Genomic DNA, 19,653 nt, shown 5'->3' with positions numbered 1-19,653 from the left:
CCCGCATACCATGGCACAGACTCTCTACGACAAATTGTGGAACACGCACGTGATCCACACGGAAGAAGACGGTACGACGATTCTTTACATCGACCGTCACCTGCTGCATGAAGTCACGAGCCCGCAGGCCTTCGAGGGCCTGAAGCTGGCCGAGCGTCCGGTGTGGCGCATCAGTGCGAACCTGGCCGTCTCTGACCACAACGTGCCCACCACCGACCGCAGCCAGGGCATTGCCGATCCGGTGTCGAAGCTGCAGGTCGACACGCTCGATACGAACTGCGACGCCTACGGCATCACCCAGTTCAAGATGAACGACCTGCGTCAGGGCATCGTGCACATCATCGGGCCGGAGCAGGGCGCCACGCTGCCGGGCATGACCATCGTCTGCGGCGACTCGCACACGTCCACCCACGGCGCGTTCGGCGCGCTGGCGCACGGTATCGGCACCTCGGAAGTCGAGCACGTTCTGGCCACGCAAACGCTTTTGCAGAAGAAGAGCAAGAACATGCTGGTGAAGGTCGAGGGCCCATTGCCGCGCGGCTGTACCGCGAAAGACATCGTGCTCGCCATCATCGGCAAGATTGGCACGGCGGGCGGCACGGGCTACGCCATCGAATTCGGCGGCTCGACCATTCGCGCGCTGACCATGGAAGGCCGCATGACCGTCTGCAACATGGCGATCGAAGCGGGCGCGCGCGCCGGCATGGTCGCGGTCGACGACACCACGGTCGAGTACCTGAAGGGCCGCCCGTTCTCGCCGGAAGGCGTCGAGTGGGATCACGCGGTCGAATACTGGAAGCAGTTCAGGTCGGACGACGGCGCGCAGTTCGACCGCGTGGTCGAACTGAATGCGGCGGAAATCGTGCCGCAGGTCACGTGGGGCACCTCGCCCGAGATGGTCACGGCAATCGACGGCCGCGTGCCGGATCCCGAACGCGAGAAAGATCCGGTCAAGCGCGACGCGATGGAACGCGCGCTCAAATACATGGCGCTCGAACCGAACGCGCCGATCGAATCCATCAAGCCGGACAAGATTTTCATCGGCTCGTGCACCAACGCGCGTATCGAAGACCTGCGCGCCGCGGCATACGTCGTGCGCAAGCTGGGCCGCCGGGTGGCGCCGAGCATCCGTCTGGCGATGGTGGTGCCGGGTTCGGGGCTGGTGAAGGCGCAAGCAGAACGTGAAGGTCTCGACAAGGTGTTCACCGACGCAGGTTTCGAATGGCGCGAACCGGGTTGCTCGATGTGCCTCGCCATGAACGCCGACCGGCTCGATCCGGGCGAGCGTTGCGCGTCCACCTCGAACCGCAACTTCGAAGGCCGTCAGGGCGCGGGTGGCCGCACGCACCTCGTGAGCCCGGCCATGGCTGCGGCCGCGGCCATCGAAGGCCACTTCGTCGATATTCGCAAGCTCGGCTAAGCCGCGCTACTTTCGACTCCACCGGCGGCGCGCATTGTGTCGCAGCCGCCGGTTTCTACTCTGGTTGGTGATGGGCCATGGATAAATTCATCGTACATACCGGCGTCGTGGCGCCACTGGATCGTGAAAACGTCGACACGGACGCGATCATTCCGAAGCAGTTCCTGAAGTCGATCAAGCGCACGGGTTTCGGTCCGAATGCGTTCGACGAATGGCGTTACCTCGATCACGGCGAGCCGGGTCAGGACAATTCGAAGCGTCCGCTGAATCCGGATTTCGTACTGAACCAGCCGCGTTATCAAGGCGCGTCCATCTTGCTGGCGCGCAAGAATTTCGGCTGCGGCAGTTCGCGCGAGCACGCGCCGTGGGCGCTGCAGCAGTACGGCTTCCGCGCGATCATCGCGCCGAGTTTCGCGGACATCTTCTACAACAACTGCTTCAAAAACGGCTTGCTGCCGATCGTGCTGACCGAGCAGCAGGTCGATCATCTGTTCAACGAAACGTATGCGTTCAACGGTTTTGAGCTGACCATCGACCTCGAAGCGCAGACCGTGCGCGTCGGCGACGGCACGCAGTATTCGTTCGAAGTGGCGGGTTTTCGCAAGTACTGTCTGCTGAACGGCTTTGACGATATCGGCCTCACGCTGCGTCACGCCGACAAGATTCGCCAGTTCGAAGCCGAGCGTCTGACCAAGCAGCCGTGGCTCGGTCACCGCATTGTCGGTTGAACGCGCACGCGTCACACGCGGTGGTGTGAAGAGAAAACAATCAAGGAAATTCGCATGAAGATTGCAGTGTTGCCCGGCGATGGCATCGGGCCGGAAATCGTCAAGGAAGCCGTCAAGGTTCTGAATGTGCTCGGCGAGAAGTTCGAGCTCGAAGAGGCGCCCGTCGGCGGCGCGGGTTATGAAGCGAAAGGGCATCCGTTGCCCGATTCGACGCTGGCGCTGGCGAAGGAAGCCGATGCGATCCTGTTCGGCGCCGTAGGTGACTGGAAGTACGACTCGCTCGAACGCGCGCTGCGTCCGGAGCAGGCCATCCTCGGCTTGCGCAAGCACCTGCAGCTGTTCGCGAACTTCCGCCCGGCAATCTGCTATGCGCAGCTGGTGGCGGCCTCGTCGCTGAAGCCGGAAATCGTTGCGGGCCTCGACATCCTGATCGTGCGCGAGCTGAATGGCGACATTTACTTCGGCACGCCGCGCGGCGTGCGCGAGGCGCCGGACGGTCTGTTCGCCGGCGCGCAGGAAGGCTTCGACACCATGCGTTATTCGGAGCCGGAAGTGCGCCGCATCGCGCACGTCGCGTTTCAGGCGGCGCAAAAGCGCAGCAGGAAAGTCACGTCGGTGGACAAGGCCAACGTGCTGGAAACCTCGCAGTTCTGGCGCGACATCATGATCGACGTGTCGAAGGAATACGCGGACGTCGAACTGTCGCACATGTACGTGGACAACGCGGCCATGCAACTGGTGAAGGCGCCGAAGGCGTTCGACGTCGTCGTCACCGGCAACATGTTCGGCGACATCCTGTCCGATCAGGCCGCGATGCTGACGGGTTCGATCGGCATGCTGCCGTCGGCCTCGCTCGACAAGAACAGCAAGGGTCTATACGAGCCGTCGCACGGTTCGGCGCCCGACATCGCCGGCAAAGGCGTGGCGAATCCGCTCGCCACCATCCTGTCCGCCGCGATGATGCTGCGTTACTCGCTGAACAAGGCCGAGCAGGCCGAGCGCATCGAAGCCGCCGTGAAGAAAGTGCTGGAGCAAGGCTTTCGCACCGGCGACATCCTCACGCCGGGTTGCCAGCAGGTTGGCACCGCGGCGATGGGCGACGCCGTCGTCGCCGCGCTTTAAGGCCGCTGTTGCAACTGCGTTAGTAAAGCGCCGCGAAATTTCGCGGCGTGCGGTGAGTTAGATAGAGAATCACGCGCGAATGGGCCGCAATCCAGCCAATTCGCGCGCAATAGCGGCTATCCAGGCTGCTTAAATCCGGTTTTCGTGTAGACTGTAGAAATGGCTAACGCTCTTCAAATCACCTCGATTTCCAACCACCACGGCAAAACGGCCCGTGTGGTTGAGCTCGCCATTGCCATCAAAACGCTGGTCAAAACGATTACCCCGAAAACGATCACGATTCGCTGATCGTCCGTCGTGCCCGCCCATCTTCCCCGCGCGGTCACTGCGGGCAAAGATGCGGGGAAGCCTCCACTCGAAGGGTAAGTGTCATGAACGTAGGTCTCGTAGGTTGGCGCGGCATGGTCGGCAGCGTCCTGATGCAGCGTATGCAACAGGAAGGCGATTTCGATCTGATCGAACCGGTGTTTTTCAGCACCAGCAACGCGGGCGGCAACGCGCCGTCGTTCGCTAAAAACGAGACCAAGCTCAAAGATGCTTCGAGCATTGACGACCTGAAAAAGTGCGACGCCATCATCTCCTGCCAGGGCGGCGACTACACCAACGACGTGTTCCCGAAGCTGCGCGCAGCGGGCTGGAACGGCTACTGGATCGACGCGGCTTCGTCGCTGCGCATGAAGGACGACGCGGTCATCATTCTCGACCCGGTCAACCTCGACGTGATCAAGAGCGCGCTGGTGAAGGGTCAGAAGAATTTTATCGGCGGCAACTGCACGGTCAGCCTGATGCTGATGGCGCTGGGCGGCCTCTTCCGCGAGAATCTCGTCGACTGGATGACGGCCATGACGTACCAGGCCGCTTCGGGCGCGGGCGCGCAGAACATGCGCGAACTGCTGCAACAGATGGGTACGCTGTACGGCGCGGCCAAGGAAGATCTGGCGGACCCGTCGTCGGCGATTCTCGATATCGACCGCCGCGTGCTGGCCGCGATGAACAGCGACCGCATGCCGACCGACAACTTCGGCGTGCCGCTCGCGGGCTCGCTGATTCCGTGGATCGACAAGGATCTCGGCAACGGCATGTCGAAGGAAGAGTGGAAGGGCGGCGCGGAAACCAACAAGATCCTCGGCAAGCCGGCGATGGGCACGCCGGGTTCGATTCCCGTGGACGGCCTGTGCGTGCGCATTGGCGCGATGCGTTGCCACTCGCAGGCGCTGACCATCAAACTGACGAAGGACGTGCCGCTGGACGAAGTGAACAGCATCCTCGCCTCGGGCAACGACTGGGTCAAGGTGGTGCCGAACGAGCGGGAAGCGTCGATCCGCGATCTGTCGCCGGCCGTGGTGACGGGCACGCTGTCGGTGCCGGTTGGACGTCTGCGCAAGCTCGCGATGGGCGGCGAATATCTGTCGGCTTTCACGGTGGGCGACCAGTTGTTGTGGGGCGCCGCTGAGCCGCTGCGTCGGATGCTGCGCATTCTGCTCGACAAGTAAAGTAAACTACGCGCCTACGACGCGTAAAAACTCAAAAAGCGTCGCGCTTGCGCGGCGCTTTTTTCATTGTGTGCTCCGAAAAATCTTGTCCCAATCCAATCGCAACCAAGGGCTGAGCGCTGACGCGCCGGTCGTCCCGATGACCGTTCGAGTTTCTTCGCTTCACGCTGCGTCGCGCAGCCGTGTGTGCCGGATCGCAGCCGCGGCGGCGCTTGCATGGACTTTTGCCGGCGCCTCCGTTGTGCAGGCCGCAACTGCGGACGGTGCAAGCGCGGCGAGCGCCGCATCGGCACCGCTTGCGGCCGGCAGCCAATACACGATTCACCCGGGGCAATCGCTCAATGACGTGGCGATCGCCGCCACGCAGTCGCACGATCGCGCGACGCTGGTGCGCGCCTCGAAGGCCCTCTTCGATGCGAATCCGAATGCGTTTATGGCGCACGATCCGAGCCGGTTGCGGCTGGGGGCGGTGCTGACGATTCCGTCGCTGGATGCGACGGGGGCGGCGGTAGCGTCAGGGGCTGTTTCGGGGACAACTTCGGGGACGTCAAGCGCGGCGGTCGCGGCAAGTTCAGCCACGTCGACGACTTCGACGGCTGGCGTGTCGGGCGCGGCGTCCGCGCCGGCTACGGCCAATGCGGCGAGCGCTGTGTCGCAATCGGCTGCGACTGGGATTGCGATGCAGTCGAATGGTGCAAGCGGTGCCGTGCATGCCGCGCCCGCGCCTGCTCCGGCAGTGGCCGCCGCTCCTGCGAGCGCGCCGCTCCTTGCAAGTTCGACGACAGCGGCTACCGCAAGCGCGCCGTTGGTGGCTAGCGTGCCGGCCACGGTTGCTCAAGGTGCGGTAGCGGTCGCTACGTCTGCATCTTCGTCCTCGGCCGTTGGCGCTTCTTCGACGGCGCCTGTCGCCGCGCTGCCTCCGGCGCAAGCCAGTGGCGCTCACGTCTGGGCGGGTGCTATCCAGCCTTCGTCGGGCGCTGCGCCGTTGGCGGGGGCGTCGGTGGTGCAACCGTCAGCGCCTCCCGCTGCCGCTCCGGTGGTGCAGGCCCCGGCGCAGGTTTCAAGTCTGCAGCAATTGCTCGCGCTGAAGAGCCGGGTGTTGCTTGAATTGCGGAAGCATGGCATCGGCGGCAAGACCGCCCAGCCTGTTCAGGTGGGAGGGGCGGCGCCGGCGGTTGGGCCGGCGAATGCTCCCGCGGGGGCGGCGTCCAGCGCGCGCGTGGCGAGCAATGGCGCGGGGGCGAACTCGCATGCGAGCGTCGGTAATCTGGATCTGTCGCCGGTGAACGTGGGCTTTGCTGCGGCCATCGGCGCGGCCTTAGTGGCTCTGTTGGCCGCATTTGGCATTCGGCGGCGCAAAAGTCGGGTCACACCGGCGGATGCAGCTGCGGCAAGCGCGGCTTCGGGCGTGAACGAGACTGCGGCCCCGCTGGCGCGAGATGCCGTGGCGCCGCACGAGGACATCGACGCGCGTGGCCATGTCGTCGTTGATGAGGAAGACGCACACGACGTAGCAGCCGTGGCTGCGCTCTCGTCGGAAGCAGCGGCGCGTGCAGCAGCCGAACGAGAGGTATCTGAACGAGAGGCAGCCGAGCGAGAAGTGAGCGCTCACGAGGCAGCGGCGCATGATCTGGCCGCCGGCAATGCGCCCTCGTATGAGGCGGCGGAGCGCGAAGCCGAATTCCGTGAGGCCGCCGCCCAGGAAGCGGCAGCGCATCAATCCATCGCGAATGACGAGGCAGCGCGCGAAGCGGGTGAACACGAAGCGGCCGCGTGGGACGCGCAGGCTCGTGAAGCAGCGAGCCGTGAGACGACGCAGGAATCAGCGGCGCAGCAGCACATGGCAGAGCACGACGCGCCGCCCCACGAACCCGCCGCGTTCACCAGCGAAAGCGTGCCGCAGACCCACGCAGACGCGCCCGAATCCGGCGAGGATGCAGAACCGTCAGCATTCGACGCATCCGGGTACACGCCGTCCGCCGCGCCGCATACCGCGTCGCTGGAAGACACGCACGCTCCGTCGCTGAACCCTTTCGAAGATGCCGCCGCAGCCGCCGGCCTCACCGCAGCAGAAAAGCCCCACGACGACACACAACTGCCGCCCCATGCCGCCCCAGCACAAGGCGAACAGGCAAGTCATCCTACGCCGTCCGAGGCCAGCCAATGGAATCAGGCCACGGATCATTCGCCTGAACAAATCCCCGCCGCCGGGCCGAATGCAGGCGAGGCCCCGCCGGTGCCGCAGATGGATTTCGGCACGCCCGCGTCGTTTGGCGAGTTGCAGACGGATACCCCGTTTGGCGAAGGCTTTGCCCACGGCGAGGCGTCGTTCGATCCTTCGGCATACCGGCACGCCGACGCGCCGGCAGAGCAACGCGAGATGCCGGAAGAACCCAGCGCATTCGCGCCGGCCCACGGGGCAGAGTCGCACACAGAAGCCCACGAGCAGCCGGAAGCGCCGGCACACGACGAGCCGTCCGCGCCGCACGCCGTGGACGCCCATGAGCACGCGTCAAACACGCCGCTCACGGAAACGCCCCAAGAGCCGCCGCAAGAGGAGCCGACCACGCCAACCGGCTTCCCGCGTGCCGCCGTCGACGCCTTCAGCAGTCTCGACCTCGGCTTGCCGCCACGCGCCGAGTCGGCCGCTCCGCTGACGCCACCGCCCTCGCTTTCTACCCAGCCGGTTGTCGACCCCGAGATCACGGCCCAGCAAGCCGTCCCGTCGCAGGAAGCGGCGCCTCAGCATGCCGCCGACGAAATCAGCGCCGGCGTCGCAGGCGCGGCCGCCGTCGCCGGTTTGGGCGCGGCGCATTTCGGCGCGCTCAATCTCGATTTCGACCTCGAATTGCCGCCGAGTCCCGCGCAGCCGTTGCCGTCGTTCACGCCGCAGGACCTCGTCAGGATCGCGCGCAACAAGCTGGAACTGGCGTCCGAATACATCGAGCTAGGCGATCTGGCCGGCGCGCGGGCGCTGATCCACGAAGTCATCGACGCGAACGACCTGGCGACGCGCACCGAAGCGCGCGCGTTGCTGTCGACGCTGGCGCCCCTGTCGTAATGCCTGCCGTGACGCGGATTGCGCTAGGGATCCAGTACGACGGTTCGGCCTTTTGCGGCTGGCAGTCGCAACCGCACGGCAAGACGGTGCAGGACGAGCTCGAACGGGCGCTGCGCGAATTTGCGCAGACGCCGCTGCCGACGGTGGTAGCCGGCCGTACAGATACCGGTGTCCACGGTCTCGGTCAGGTGGTGCATTTCGACACCGAACTCGACCGCACGGATTTCTCCTGGGTGCGCGGCACCAACGCGTTTTTGCCGAAGACGATTGCGGTGCAATGGGCCAAGCCGATGCCGGAGGCGTTCCACGCGCGCTTTTCGGCCTTCGAGCGGACCTATTACTACGCGCTGTATGTCCATCCGGTGCGCTCGCCGATGCTCACCGCCCGCGCCGGCTGGATTCACACGCCGCTCGACGTCGAAGCCATGCGCGCGGCGACGGCCTGTCTGATTGGCGAGCACGATTTTTCGGCGTTCCGTTCCTCGGAATGTCAGGCGAAGACGCCAGTCAAGCATCTGCATCAGATCGACGTGCGGCAGCAGGGCGATTTCATTCACTTTCGCTTCCGCGCCAACGCCTTTCTGCATCACATGGTGCGTAACCTGATGGGCTGTCTGGTGGCAATCGGCCGTGGGCGCTATCCGGCCACGTGGATGGCCGAGGTGCTGGCGAGCCGCGACCGCAGCCAGGCGGCGCCCACTTTCATGCCCGACGGCCTGTATCTCGCGCAGGTAGGCTATCCTGAGGAATTCGCGGTGCCTGCCGCGCAGTCGGGTAGCGTGCCGTGGAGCACCGTTTGGACCGAATCACCGGAATCATGAATTCAAGCACACTGAACCCGCCGGCCGCCGTCGGCGCATCCCAGCCGCAGGACGAGACGCAGGACGCGGCGCCGCGCCGGACCCGCATCAAGCTGTGCGGATTGTCGAAACCCGCGGACGTCGCCCATGCCATCGAGCTCGGCGCCGACGCGTTCGGCCTCGTGTTTTATCCGCCCAGCCCGCGCTCGGTCGGTATCGCTCAGGCGCTCGAGCTGGTGCGCGACGTGCCGCCGTTCGTGTCGGTGGTGGGCCTGTTCGTGAATGCGTCGCCGGAATGGGTTCACGAGGTGGTCAGCAACATTCCGCTCACCTTGCTACAGTTCCATGGTGACGAGACGCCCGAGCAGTGCGAGGCGCTCGCCAGTGTTGCGGGTTTGCCTTGGTTGCGCGCTTTGCGTGTCGGGGCTGATACTCGGCAAGCCGATTTGGTAAAATCGGCGCTTAACTATGCAGCAGCCAGCGGTCTTCTGTTCGATACCCATGTGGAAGGCTATGGCGGCGGCGGGAAGGTTTTCGATTGGTCACTTATTCCAGCAGAGCTCGCGCGTCGGGCCGTTTTGAGTGGTGGGTTGAACGCGCAAAACGTCAGTGACGCGATTCGTCGTGTGCGCCCCTACGCGGTCGATGTCTCCAGCGGCATCGAAGTAGCGGGCGCCAAGGGCGTGAAAGATCACGCCCGAATGGCGGCGTTTGTACGCGCAGTGCGCGCGGCGGACGCAGAGTGATTCAGCCGCGGTGCCGGCTTCGAACGAAGCGGCCCGTCCGGCACACTGAGAAGAGTGACATCCATGTATAACTTGCCCGATGAACGAGGCCATTTCGGCCAATTTGGCGGCGTGTTCGTTGCCGAAACGCTGGTCCACGCACTCAATGAGCTGCGTGAAGCCTACGAAAAATTCCAGAAAGACCCCGAGTTCGTTGCCGAATACGAACGCGAACTGAAGCACTTCGTCGGCCGTCCGTCGCCGATCTATCACGCGCAGCGCTGGAGCGAACTGCTCGGCGGCGCGCAGGTTTACCTCAAGCGCGAAGACCTGAACCACACCGGCGCCCACAAGATCAACAACGTGATTGGTCAGGCGCTGCTCGCCAAACGCATGGGCAAGCCGCGCGTGATCGCGGAAACCGGCGCGGGCCAGCACGGCGTGGCCACCGCTACGATCGCCGCGCGTTTCGGCATGGAATGCGTGGTCTACATGGGCTCGGAAGACGTGCGCCGCCAGGCCGCCAACGTCTACCGCATGAAGCTGCTGGGCGCGACCGTCGTGCCGGTGGAATCGGGCTCGAAAACGCTGAAGGATTCGCTCAACGAGGCGATGCGCGACTGGGTCACCAACGTCGAAAATACCTTCTACATCATCGGCACGGTTGCGGGTCCGCATCCGTATCCGATGATGGTGCGCGATTTCCAGCGCGTGATCGGCGACGAGTGCAAGGTGCAGATGCCCGAGCTGGTCGGCCGTCAGCCGGATGCGGTGATTGCCTGCGTGGGTGGCGGATCGAACGCAATGGGTATCTTTTACCCCTATATCGACGACAAAGACGTGCAGTTGATCGGCGTTGAAGCGGCGGGCGACGGTCTCGATACGGGCCGCCACGCGGCGTCGCTGATCGGCGGCAGCCCCGGTGTGCTGCACGGCAACCGCACGTATCTGCTACAGGACGAAAACGGCCAGATTATCGAGACGCATTCGGTGTCGGCCGGTCTGGACTACCCGGGCGTCGGTCCCGAGCATGCCTGGCTGCACGAAACCGGCCGCGCGCAATACGTCGGCATCACGGACGAAGAGGCGCTCAAGGCGTTCCACGATTGCTGCCGGATCGAAGGCATCATTCCGGCGCTGGAATCGAGCCACGCGCTGGCCTACGCGGCCAAGCTCGCGCCGACCTTGCCGAAGGATAAATGCCTTCTGGTGAACCTGTCGGGTCGCGGCGACAAGGACATGCACACGGTCGCCGAGCGATCGGGCATCACGTTCTGAGCGCCGCGACGATGCGCGACGAGTTCGACGAGCCGCAACCGGCCGGCACCGAGGCTGAAACGGCTGAAGCCACCAGGACGCCCGAGTTGGCGTCCGCAGTGGCTTTGCCGGTGGTGCCTGCCGGTATTCAGCTCTTGAACCGCGATTTTCTGACCGATGTGGCGAACCTGCCGGATGCATCGATCGACCTGATCCTCGCCGATCCGCCCTACGGGCTCGGCAAGGATTATGGCAACGATTCCGACATGCGGTCGGGCGAGGACTTCATCGCCTGGACGCGGGGTTGGCTCGAGCTGGCGATCCCGAAGCTCAAGCCGTCCGGTTCGCTGTATATCTTCTGCACGTGGCAGTACGCGCCGGAAATCTTCAGCTTCCTGAAGATGCGTTTGACGATGGTCAACGAGATCATCTGGGACCGGCGCGTGCCGAGCATGGGCGGCACCACCCGCCGCTTCACGTCCGTGCACGACAACATCGGCTTTTTCGCGGTGTCGAAGGATTACTACTTCGATCTCGATCCCGTCCGCATCCCATATGATGCCGTCACGAAGAAGGCGCGTTCGCGTAAATTGTTCGAGGGCAGCAAGTGGCTGGAGCTTGGCTATAATCCGAAGGATGTCTGGTCGGTATCGCGCCTGCATCGGCAACATGCCGAACGCGTCGATCATCCGACCCAGAAGCCTCTGGAAATCGTCGAGCGCATGGTGCTCGCGAGTTGCCCGCCGGGCGGCCGTGTGCTTGACCCATTTATGGGCAGTGGCACCACCGCAGTCGCTTGCGCCCGTCAGAAGCGCGAATTCGTCGGCTACGAAATCAATGAAAGTTACTGCGCGATCGCGCGTGAACGCGTCAGCGCGGCCGCGCAGGTTGCGTCAGATAAAACCGTCGCGCCGCTTGCGTCCGAAGCCGCTGAAACCGAGTAAGGCGCTATTTTGGCGCTAATTTAGTTTGATCAGCGGTGAATGGAAGCCAACGCGCAGCTAACTATTTTCGAGAATATTTCAATGTCGCGTATTAAAAGCACGTTTGCAGCTTTGGCTGCGCAGGGCAAGAAAGGACTGATTCCGTTCATGACGGCTGGCGATCCGGACCCGGCTCGGACCGTCGAATTCATGCACGCGCTCGCCGCCGGCGGCGCGGATGTGATCGAACTCGGCGTGCCATTTTCCGATCCGATGGCCGACGGTCCGGTGATCCAGGCTTCGTCGGAACGCGCCTTGGCGCATGGCGTCTCGTTGCGTCACGTGCTGGCGGACGTCAGGCAATTCCGCACGCGCGACGACAAGACGCCGGTGGTGCTGATGGGCTATGCCAATCCGATCGAACGGATGGGCGTCGACGCCTTCGCCGCAGCCGCTCGGGAAGCGGGCGTAGATGGCGTGCTGGTGGTCGATTACCCGCCGGAAGAGTCGGTGAATTTCGCTGAAAAGATGCGATCTTCCGGCATCGATCCGATCTTCCTGCTGGCGCCCACCTCGACCGACGAACGCATCGCCGAAGTGGGCAAGATCGCCAGCGGCTACGTCTATTATGTGTCGCTCAAAGGGGTCACCGGAGCGGCAAATCTGGACGTTTCCAGCATCGCGGGTAAAATCCCGGCCATCAAGTCGCGCGTGCCCCTGCCGGTGGGCGTCGGTTTTGGTATCCGGGACGCCCAGACGGCGCGCTCGGTGGCCGAAGTCGCCGATGCCGTCGTGATCGGCAGCCGTATCGTGCAATTGCTCGAAAAAGCCGCGCCGGAGGCCGCTGCCGAGACGCTCACGCGTTTCATCGCAGAAATCCGTGAGGCGCTGGACAGCATCGGCGCGAACGCCCGATAACCGTTACTTTTTGTCTGCTGTAAGCTGCGCGGCGGGGTTTCGTCCCCGCTGTCGCGCGTACCGAAGACCCTGGAAGGAATCATCATGAGCTGGCTCGACAAGCTGCTGCCGCCCAAAATCAAGCAAACCGATCCGAAAAACCGTAAAGGGATTCCGGAAGGTCTGTGGATCAAGTGCCCGTCGTGCGAAGCGGTGCTGTACCGCAACGACGTGGAAGCGAATCTGCACGTGTGCCCGAAGTGCGACCACCACATGCGCATCGGCGCCCGTGAACGCCTCGACGGCCTGCTCGATCCGGAAGGCCGCTACGAAATCGGCCAGGAAATCCTGCCGGTCGACGCCCTCAAGTTCAAAGACAGCCGCAAGTACCCGGACCGCCTGAAAGAGGCGATGGAAGAAACCGACGAAACCGACGCCATGGTCGTCATGGGCGGCGCGATTCACACGCTGCCGTGCGTGGTGGCCTGCTTCGAGTTCTCGTTCATGGGCGGCTCGATGGGTTCGGTGGTCGGCGAGCGCTTCGCGCGCGGCGCGCAAAACGCGCTCGAACAGAACGTGCCGTTCATCTGCTTCACTGCTTCGGGCGGCGCGCGGATGCAGGAAAGCCTGCTCTCGCTGATGCAGATGGCCAAAACCACGGCCATGCTGACCAGGCTGTCGGAAGCCAGGCTGCCGTTCATCTCGGTGCTGACCGATCCGACCATGGGCGGCGTGTCGGCGAGCTTCGCCTTCCTCGGCGACGTGGTGATCGCCGAGCCGAAAGCGCTGATCGGCTTTGCCGGCCCGCGCGTGATCGAACAGACCGTGCGCGAAAAGTTGCCGGAAGGCTTCCAGCGCGCCGAATTCCTGCTGACGAAGGGCGCGGTCGACATGATCGTGGACCGTCGCAAACTGCGTGAGGAAATCGCCCGCCTGATGGCGCTGATGTCGCGCCAGCCGGCCGACGCGGTGGCGTAAGTAAAAGTCGCGCAAAGGCCCTGACGCCGCGCCACGACGCGCGGCGGAGCAAAAAGATAGCGCGCCGCGAGAGGTCATCAAGCGGCGCGCAGTCATTTCCGGGATAATCGCGGTCTCGCTGCGAAGCGACCCGAGCAACCGCGCAACACCGCCTAACCGACGCATCCGATGACCACATTCCCCACTCTCGACGCGTGGCTCACGCACCTTGAATCCGCGCATCCGGTCGGCATCGACATGGGTTTGACGCGGATCGGCAAGGTGCGCGAGGCGCTGAATCTGTCGTTCGACTGTCCGGTGATCACGGTGGGCGGCACCAACGGCAAGGGCTCGACCTGCGCGATCCTCGAAACGATCCTGTTGCGCGCCGGCTACCGCGTGGGCTGCCACACCTCGCCGCATCTCCTTACCTTCAACGAACGGGCGCGCGTGAACGGCGTGGTGGCCAGCGACGCCGATCTGCTGCGACATTTCGAAGCAGTCGAGGCGGCGCGCTTAAGCCTCGCCGAACCGGTCTCGCTGACGTATTTCGAGTTCACGACGCTGGCGATCATGCATCTGTTCGCCGCCAGCGGGCTGGACGCGGTGATTCTGGAGGTCGGCCTCGGTGGCCGGCTGGACGCCGTGAATATCCTCGATACGGACTGCGCGATCATCACCAGCATCGACATCGATCACACCGAATACCTCGGCGATACACGCGAGAAGATCGGCTTCGAGAAGGCCGGCATCTTCCGCGCAGGCAAGCCGGCCATCTGCGCCGACCCGGTGCCGCCGCAGACGCTGATCGACCATGCGGAAGCGATCGGCGCCGATCTGTGGCTATTCGGCCGCGATTTCCGCTACGAAGGCCAGGCGGGCAGCGAGCGCCAGCAATGGAGCTACGTCGGCCGCACCATGCGCCGTTCGGCGCTGGCGTATCCGGCGCTGCGCGGCGCGAACCAGCTCATCAATACGTCGGCGGCTCTGGCGGGCCTCGAAGCCTTGCGCGACCGCCTGCCGGTCTCGGCGCAGGACATCCGCCTCGGCCTCGCCAACGTCGAACTGGCCGGGCGCTTCCAGGTGCTCCCGGGCAAGCCGTCAATCGTGCTGGATGTCGGTCACAATCCGCACGCGGCCGCCGTGTTGTCGCAGAATCTCGGCAACATGGGCTATTTTCCGTACACGTACGCTGTTTTTGGCGCAATGCGCGACAAGGATATCGCCGGCGTTGTCGAACACCTGAAAGGCGAAATCGACCATTGGTGCGTGACCGACCTGCCGAGCCCGCGCGCGGCGTCCGCGCAGGATCTGGAGGCGATTTTGCGGGAATCCGGCGTGGCCGATGGGACGGATAGCAGCGTAACGCGCTACATTTCGCCCGCGGAGGCTTTTCAAGACGCGCTAAAACGAGCCACGGAGAATGATAGAATCGTGGTTTTCGGCAGTTTCTATACGGTAGCCGGCGTGATGGCCTATCGTAAATCGCAGCAACACTGAACGGGCGGCAGCCTCGAACCAAGCGATTCATGGGAATTTTCTCGTTCGGCAAGAAAGACGACACGCCCACCCGGCGTGGCGCAAACACCAGTTCCACCCGGGCCGCCCGTGGCGAGCGCGTGGAGCGGCGAACCCGCCGCACGGAACGGCCTGACGCCGACGCGATGCTGCTCGACCCCACGCTGCCGGAAAAGCAGCGCGCGCGTCGCCGCCTGGTCGGCGCAATCGCGATGGTGGTCGCAGCCGTGGTGATTCTGCCCATGGTGCTCGATTCGCACCCGAAACCCGTCACTGACGACATCGCCATCGACATCCCCAATCGTCCAGCGCCCAAAGCGGCTGCCGACGACGAAGACACCCAGGCGGGCGTGGCACCCGACAATCCGGCGGCCGACAGCGCTAACAGCTCGCTGGCGGCGTCCGGCGTGGCTCCGGCCCCGGCAGCTCCTGCCACGGCCAATGCCATGACGCAGCAAGGATCGGCCGCCGTGCCGGCTGGCGCGGGCAAGTCGGGCGGCAAGTCGCCGACATCCACGGCCATCGCGGCGAATACGTCGCCGGCCGCGTCGTCCGCTAATGGCGCGAAAGCGGGCAACAAATCAGCGAAACCGCTCAAACCGGCGCCCGCGCCGACCCAAAGCGCCGCCAACCCGAGCGCGAACAGCACCAATAGCCTCAACAGCAACAGCACCGATGCCGCCGCCGCGGACGCCGATTCCGGCACGCCCGCCTCGCCGCCGGGCAGCCGTTTCGCGGTGCAGCTGGGCGCATTCCCCGACGACGCCGGCGCAAAAGCGTGGGCGGCCAAGTTGAAAGCGGCGGGTGTGCCCGCATATACCGAACGTCGGAAGCAGGCCGACGGCACCACCCAGACGCTATTGCGCGCCGGCCCGTTCGCCGACCGCTCGGCTGCCTCGGCGGCGATCGCCAAGGTTCGCGCGGCTGGGTTGACGTCGGGTTCGAACAGCGGCTCGGCGCAGTAAGTCAGCGATGTTCACGGCCTTCGACTACGCTGTAATGGCGGTGATCGGTTTGTCAGCCTTGCGTGGCACCTGGCGTGGTTTCCTGTCCGAGATATTCGGGCTGATCGGCTGGGTGGCGGCGTTTTTGATTGCGTGTCATTTCGTCGGCCTTGTGGTGCCGTACATGCCGGCCAGGTGGCCGGGCGGCGCGCTGACGCAATGGCTGCTGGCCTTTGCCCTGTTGATCGTCGGCGTGATGCTGGTGGTGGGCGTGGCCAACGCGCTGCTGAGCCGGCTCGTGCAGGTATCCGGTTTGAGCGGCGTGGACCGCTCGCTGGGTTTGATGTTCGGCCTCGTCCGCGGGGTCATTCTGGTGCTGATTCTGGTCGCCCTTGCAGGCCTGACCGAACTGCCCCAGCAGGAATTCTGGCGCAACGCCTTGCTACGGCCCTACGCGGTCCAGGGCGTGCACGAACTGAAACCGCTGCTTCCCGAGACACTCGCTGCTTACGTCCGTGTGTGACGATCACAAGCTGACGAGCCGTTCAGGGGAACACGCAGGACACCGGCGCGACCCGGCTGCTTCCCAGGCACCGGCCGCCGTTACGAATTTCGTACCTTTGAAGGACATGCCATGTGCGGCATCGTAGGCGTAGTTTCCCAATCTCCGGTCAATCAGCTGATCTATGACAGCCTGCTGCTGCTGCAGCACCGCGGTCAGGACGCAGCCGGCATTGCGACGGCGAACGGCAGCAATTTCCACATGCATAAGGCCAACGGCATGGTGCGCGACGTGTTCCGCACGCGCAACATGCGCAGCCTGCCCGGCACCACCGGCATCGGCCAGGTGCGTTACCCGACGGCCGGTTCGGCGTCGAGCGAAGAAGAGGCCCAGCCGTTCTACGTGAACGCGCCGTTCGGCATCATCCTCGCTCACAACGGCAACCTGACCAACTGGCAGCAACTCAAAGACGAGATGTTCCGCGTCGATCGCCGCCACATCAACACCAATTCCGACACCGAAGTGCTGCTCAACGTGCTCGCGCACGAACTGCAGCTTTCCACGTCCGGCTTGCAGATCGACCCGGCGTCGGTGTTCAAGGCGGTCTCGGGCGTGCACCGCCGCGTGCGCGGTTCGTATGCGATCGTTTCGCTGATCGCCGGTTACGGCCTGCTGGCCTTCCGCGACCCGTTCGGCATCCGTCCGCTGTGTCTCGGCAAGCAGGAAACGGCGCACGGCGTGGAGTGGATCGTGGCGTCAGAATCGGTGGCGATCGAAGGTATCGGCTTCGAATTCATCCGTGACGTGGCGCCGGGCGAGGCGCTGTTCATCGACGTCGAAGGCAATCTGCACTCGCAACAGTGCGCGCCGAACGCCAGCCTGAACCCGTGCATCTTCGAACTCGTGTACCTCGCGCGTCCGGACTCGGTGCTCGACGGCGTGCCGGTCTACAACGTGCGTCTGCGCATGGGCGATTACCTCGCCGAGAAGATCAAGCGCGAACTGCCGGATGTGCCGATCGACGTGGTCATGCCGATCCCCGATTCGTCGCGCCCCGCGGCCATGCAGGTCGCCAAGAAGCTCGGCGTCGAATATCGTGAGGGCTTCTTCAAGAACCGTTACGTGGGCCGCACCTTCATCATGCCGGGCCAGGCGGTGCGCAAGAAGTCGGTGCGCCAGAAGCTCAATGCCATGGCGATCGAATTCAAGGGCAAAAACGTGCTGATCGTCGACGATTCGATCGTGCGCGGCACCACCTCGCACGAAATCGTGCAGATGGCGCGCGACGCGGGCGCGAACAAGGTGATCTTCGCTTCGGCGGCGCCGCCGGTGAAATTCCCCAACGTCTACGGTATCGACATGCCGACGCGCGGCGAACTCGTCGCCCACGGCCGCACGGACGAAGAAGTGGCGCGCATGATCGGCGCGGATCACCTCGTGTATCAGGACGTCGACGCACTCAAGCAGGCTGTGCGCGACACCAACCCGGCGCTGAAGGAATTCGAGGCCTCGTGCTTCGACGGCAACTACATCACCGGCGACGTCACGACCGAGTATCTGGATCGCATCGAAACGGCCCGTCTCGCGCCGTCCGCGCAATCGGACCGCGATGCCGCCAGCGAAGCCATGGAAGGCGGAGCCGCGCGTTCCCAGTTGCACCTGCAGTTGTCGGTGGAGTAACGAGTCCTCGCAATGGTTTGTCGCGGTGCGTGAGACGCCCGGCGCGGCTCGGAAAATGTGGCCTGGTCCGGCATTTTTTCGAGATAGTCGGGCGCGAGCGAGACCATTGCAACTTTGGAGCGACCCTGCACGCCGCGCGCCACGCATGTTAGGATGACGGCTTGCGTCGATTTGATCTCAGCTTGCGGACGCGGGGCAACCCAAAACAGCTAAAGCGAACGGTGGAAACCAGCAGCAACCGTCCGCCGCCGCTCCAGCTTTCCCCGCACACGAAGCCCGCTTATGCCGACGCAAAGCGGGCTTTTTTGTTGCCGGCGCGCCTGCCGTTCATTCAGCGTGACAACGAACCTGAAATGAACCCGAGGCGAGCAGCGCCGGTCTGGAAAACGTGCAACACGTGATGACACGTGGAAAATGGAACTAGAACCAACATGGACGACTCCCTGAACTTCGACACCCTCGCGGTCCGCTCGGGCACACTGCGCAGCGACTTCAACGAGCATTCGGAAGCGATTTTCCTGACGTCGAGCTTTATGTTCACCAGCGCCGCCGACGCCGCCGAACGCTTCAAGAATTCCGAGGACAACTACACGTACTCGCGCTTCACGAATCCCACGGTCACGATGTTCCAGGACCGTCTGGCCGCGCTGGAAGGCGGCGAGGCCTGCATCGCGACGGCTTCGGGCATGGCCGCGATCATGTCGGTGGTGATGTCGGCGTTGCAGGCGGGCGATCACCTCGTCAGTTCGCGCAGCCTGTTCGGGTCGACGCTCGGCATGTTCTCGCAGATCTTCAGCAAGTTCGGCATCGTGACCACCTTTGTCGATCCGACGGATCTCGACGCGTGGAAAAACGCCGTGCGTCCCGAGACGAAAATGTTCTTCCTCGAAACGCCGTCAAACCCGCTGACCGAGATCGCCGACATCGAAGCGATCGGCAAGATTGCCAAGGCGTCGAATGCGCTATTCGTGGTCGACAACTGTTTCTGCAGCCCGGCGCTGCAGCAGCCGCTCAAGCTGGGCGCGGATGTGGTGATGCATTCGGCCACCAAGTTCCTCGACGGCCAGGGTCGCGTGCTCGGCGGCGCACTGGTCGGCTCGAAGCAGTTCATCATGGAAAAAGTATTTCCGTTTGTGCGCAGCGCTGGGCCGACCCTGTCGGCGTTCAATGCGTGGGTGCTGCTCAAGGGCATGGAAACCTTGTCGCTGCGAGTGGAGAAGCAGTCGGATAACGCGCTGGAAATTGCTCGCTGGCTCGAAGCGCATCCAGCGGTGAATCGGGTGTTCTATCCGGGGCTGGAATCGCATCCGCAATACGAGATTGCCAAACGTCAGCAGAAATCGGGCGGCGCGGTGGTGTCGTTCGAATTGAAGGGTGATACGCCGGAAGCGCAGCGCGCGAACGCATGGCGTGTGATCGACGGCACGGAGATCTGCTCGATTACGGCCAATCTGGGCGACACGCGCACGACGATCACCCATCCGGCGACGACGACGCACAGCCGCATCACGCCCGAAGCGCGCGCCGCAGCGGGCATTTCGGAAGGGCTGATCCGTCTTGCCGTAGGGTTGGAAAATGCGGGCGATATCCGCGACGATCTGGCGCGCGGATTGGCGGGGTAAGTCT

Annotated in this window: 17 protein-coding genes; all 17 read left to right on the top strand. The window is 64.0% G+C overall.

Annotated features, from left to right (window positions below):
• The first annotated feature begins 10 nt into the window (after positions 1-10).
• The 17 genes from leuC (at position 11) to FQ755_RS02770 (ending at position 19,649) form a co-directional block, all read left to right on the top strand.
• Positions 11-1,420 carry a 3-isopropylmalate dehydratase large subunit gene (leuC, locus tag FQ755_RS02845; RefSeq protein ID WP_144150776.1) on the top strand — a complete coding sequence of 470 codons (1,410 nt, stop codon included), beginning with the start codon at positions 11-13 and terminating at the stop codon, positions 1,418-1,420.
• 77 nt (positions 1,421-1,497) lie between these two features.
• Complete coding sequence (gene leuD, locus FQ755_RS02840) at positions 1,498-2,148, top strand: 3-isopropylmalate dehydratase small subunit (protein WP_144150775.1); 651 nt, start codon at positions 1,498-1,500, stop codon at positions 2,146-2,148.
• 54 nt (positions 2,149-2,202) lie between these two features.
• Positions 2,203-3,270: a 3-isopropylmalate dehydrogenase gene (gene leuB, locus FQ755_RS02835; protein WP_144150773.1), complete on the top strand. Its 1,068-nt coding sequence runs from the start codon at positions 2,203-2,205 to the stop codon at positions 3,268-3,270.
• Positions 3,271-3,429: 159 nt separating this feature from the next.
• Positions 3,430-3,558, top strand: a complete 129-nt coding sequence (locus tag FQ755_RS37935) for a hypothetical protein (RefSeq protein ID WP_260858260.1) — start codon at positions 3,430-3,432, stop codon at positions 3,556-3,558.
• Positions 3,559-3,641: 83 nt separating this feature from the next.
• Positions 3,642-4,763: an aspartate-semialdehyde dehydrogenase gene (asd, locus tag FQ755_RS02830; RefSeq protein WP_144150771.1), complete on the top strand. Its 1,122-nt coding sequence runs from the start codon at positions 3,642-3,644 to the stop codon at positions 4,761-4,763.
• Between the two features lie 139 nt (positions 4,764-4,902).
• A complete protein-coding gene (locus FQ755_RS02825; RefSeq protein WP_144150769.1) occupies positions 4,903-7,824 on the top strand; it encodes a FimV/HubP family polar landmark protein in 2,922 nt (973 codons plus the stop codon).
• A gap of 8 nt (positions 7,825-7,832) precedes the next feature.
• Complete coding sequence (truA, locus tag FQ755_RS02820; protein ID WP_144150921.1) at positions 7,833-8,645, top strand: tRNA pseudouridine(38-40) synthase TruA; 813 nt, start codon at positions 7,833-7,835, stop codon at positions 8,643-8,645.
• Positions 8,642-9,370, top strand: coding sequence for a phosphoribosylanthranilate isomerase (locus FQ755_RS02815; protein ID WP_144150919.1), 729 nt, complete (start codon positions 8,642-8,644; stop codon positions 9,368-9,370). Before truA ends, FQ755_RS02815 begins: the two co-directional genes overlap by 4 nt.
• Positions 9,371-9,433: 63 nt before the next feature.
• Complete coding sequence (gene trpB, locus FQ755_RS02810; RefSeq protein ID WP_144150767.1) at positions 9,434-10,627, top strand: tryptophan synthase subunit beta; 1,194 nt, start codon at positions 9,434-9,436, stop codon at positions 10,625-10,627.
• Between the two features lie 11 nt (positions 10,628-10,638).
• Positions 10,639-11,550, top strand: coding sequence for a DNA-methyltransferase (locus FQ755_RS02805; protein ID WP_144150765.1), 912 nt, complete (start codon positions 10,639-10,641; stop codon positions 11,548-11,550).
• Between the two features lie 81 nt (positions 11,551-11,631).
• Entirely contained in the window at positions 11,632-12,447 is an 816-nt protein-coding gene (gene trpA / locus FQ755_RS02800) for a tryptophan synthase subunit alpha (protein ID WP_144150763.1), read from the top strand.
• 84 nt (positions 12,448-12,531) lie between these two features.
• A complete protein-coding gene (gene accD, locus FQ755_RS02795; RefSeq protein WP_144150761.1) occupies positions 12,532-13,404 on the top strand; it encodes an acetyl-CoA carboxylase, carboxyltransferase subunit beta in 873 nt (290 codons plus the stop codon).
• A 168-nt stretch (positions 13,405-13,572) separates the two neighbouring features.
• Positions 13,573-14,883 carry a bifunctional tetrahydrofolate synthase/dihydrofolate synthase gene (gene folC, locus FQ755_RS02790; protein ID WP_144150759.1) on the top strand — a complete coding sequence of 437 codons (1,311 nt, stop codon included), beginning with the start codon at positions 13,573-13,575 and terminating at the stop codon, positions 14,881-14,883.
• Between the two features lie 29 nt (positions 14,884-14,912).
• The gene (locus tag FQ755_RS02785; RefSeq protein ID WP_144150757.1) at positions 14,913-15,866 is read left to right on the top strand and encodes an SPOR domain-containing protein; all 954 of its coding nucleotides are present in this window, start codon (positions 14,913-14,915) and stop codon (positions 15,864-15,866) included.
• A gap of 7 nt (positions 15,867-15,873) precedes the next feature.
• Entirely contained in the window at positions 15,874-16,368 is a 495-nt protein-coding gene (locus FQ755_RS02780) for a CvpA family protein (RefSeq protein WP_144150755.1), read from the top strand.
• Positions 16,369-16,479: 111 nt separating this feature from the next.
• Positions 16,480-18,027 carry an amidophosphoribosyltransferase gene (gene purF, locus FQ755_RS02775; protein WP_144150753.1) on the top strand — a complete coding sequence of 516 codons (1,548 nt, stop codon included), beginning with the start codon at positions 16,480-16,482 and terminating at the stop codon, positions 18,025-18,027.
• 431 nt (positions 18,028-18,458) lie between these two features.
• Positions 18,459-19,649, top strand: a complete 1,191-nt coding sequence (locus FQ755_RS02770) for an O-succinylhomoserine sulfhydrylase (RefSeq protein WP_144150751.1) — start codon at positions 18,459-18,461, stop codon at positions 19,647-19,649.
• The last annotated feature ends 4 nt before the right edge of the window (positions 19,650-19,653 follow it).

The organism is Paraburkholderia sp. BCC1885, from assembly GCF_900996235.1.
In the GTDB taxonomy this organism is placed as follows: domain Bacteria; phylum Pseudomonadota; class Gammaproteobacteria; order Burkholderiales; family Burkholderiaceae; genus Paraburkholderia.
The sequence above is the reverse complement of the archived record's forward strand: the minus strand, read 5'-3'. Positions and strand labels throughout refer to the sequence as shown.

What these genes read in the sequence shown, in the direction of transcription:
- leuC (WP_144150776.1), top strand. Translation starts at nt 11, where the DNA reads ATGGCACAGACTCTCTACGACAAATTGTGGAACACGCACGTGATCCAC.
- FQ755_RS37935 (WP_260858260.1), top strand. Translation starts at nt 3,430, where the DNA reads ATGGCTAACGCTCTTCAAATCACCTCGATTTCCAACCACCACGGCAAA.
- asd (WP_144150771.1), top strand. Translation starts at nt 3,642, where the DNA reads ATGAACGTAGGTCTCGTAGGTTGGCGCGGCATGGTCGGCAGCGTCCTG.
- FQ755_RS02770 (WP_144150751.1), top strand. Translation starts at nt 18,459, where the DNA reads ATGGACGACTCCCTGAACTTCGACACCCTCGCGGTCCGCTCGGGCACA.
- FQ755_RS02785 (WP_144150757.1), top strand. Translation starts at nt 14,913, where the DNA reads ATGGGAATTTTCTCGTTCGGCAAGAAAGACGACACGCCCACCCGGCGT.
- leuD (WP_144150775.1), top strand. Translation starts at nt 1,498, where the DNA reads ATGGATAAATTCATCGTACATACCGGCGTCGTGGCGCCACTGGATCGT.
- folC (WP_144150759.1), top strand. Translation starts at nt 13,573, where the DNA reads ATGACCACATTCCCCACTCTCGACGCGTGGCTCACGCACCTTGAATCC.
- FQ755_RS02780 (WP_144150755.1), top strand. Translation starts at nt 15,874, where the DNA reads ATGTTCACGGCCTTCGACTACGCTGTAATGGCGGTGATCGGTTTGTCA.
- trpA (WP_144150763.1), top strand. Translation starts at nt 11,632, where the DNA reads ATGTCGCGTATTAAAAGCACGTTTGCAGCTTTGGCTGCGCAGGGCAAG.
- trpB (WP_144150767.1), top strand. Translation starts at nt 9,434, where the DNA reads ATGTATAACTTGCCCGATGAACGAGGCCATTTCGGCCAATTTGGCGGC.
- FQ755_RS02815 (WP_144150919.1), top strand. Translation starts at nt 8,642, where the DNA reads ATGAATTCAAGCACACTGAACCCGCCGGCCGCCGTCGGCGCATCCCAG.
- purF (WP_144150753.1), top strand. Translation starts at nt 16,480, where the DNA reads ATGTGCGGCATCGTAGGCGTAGTTTCCCAATCTCCGGTCAATCAGCTG.
- FQ755_RS02825 (WP_144150769.1), top strand. Translation starts at nt 4,903, where the DNA reads ATGACCGTTCGAGTTTCTTCGCTTCACGCTGCGTCGCGCAGCCGTGTG.
- FQ755_RS02805 (WP_144150765.1), top strand. Translation starts at nt 10,639, where the DNA reads ATGCGCGACGAGTTCGACGAGCCGCAACCGGCCGGCACCGAGGCTGAA.
- leuB (WP_144150773.1), top strand. Translation starts at nt 2,203, where the DNA reads ATGAAGATTGCAGTGTTGCCCGGCGATGGCATCGGGCCGGAAATCGTC.
- accD (WP_144150761.1), top strand. Translation starts at nt 12,532, where the DNA reads ATGAGCTGGCTCGACAAGCTGCTGCCGCCCAAAATCAAGCAAACCGAT.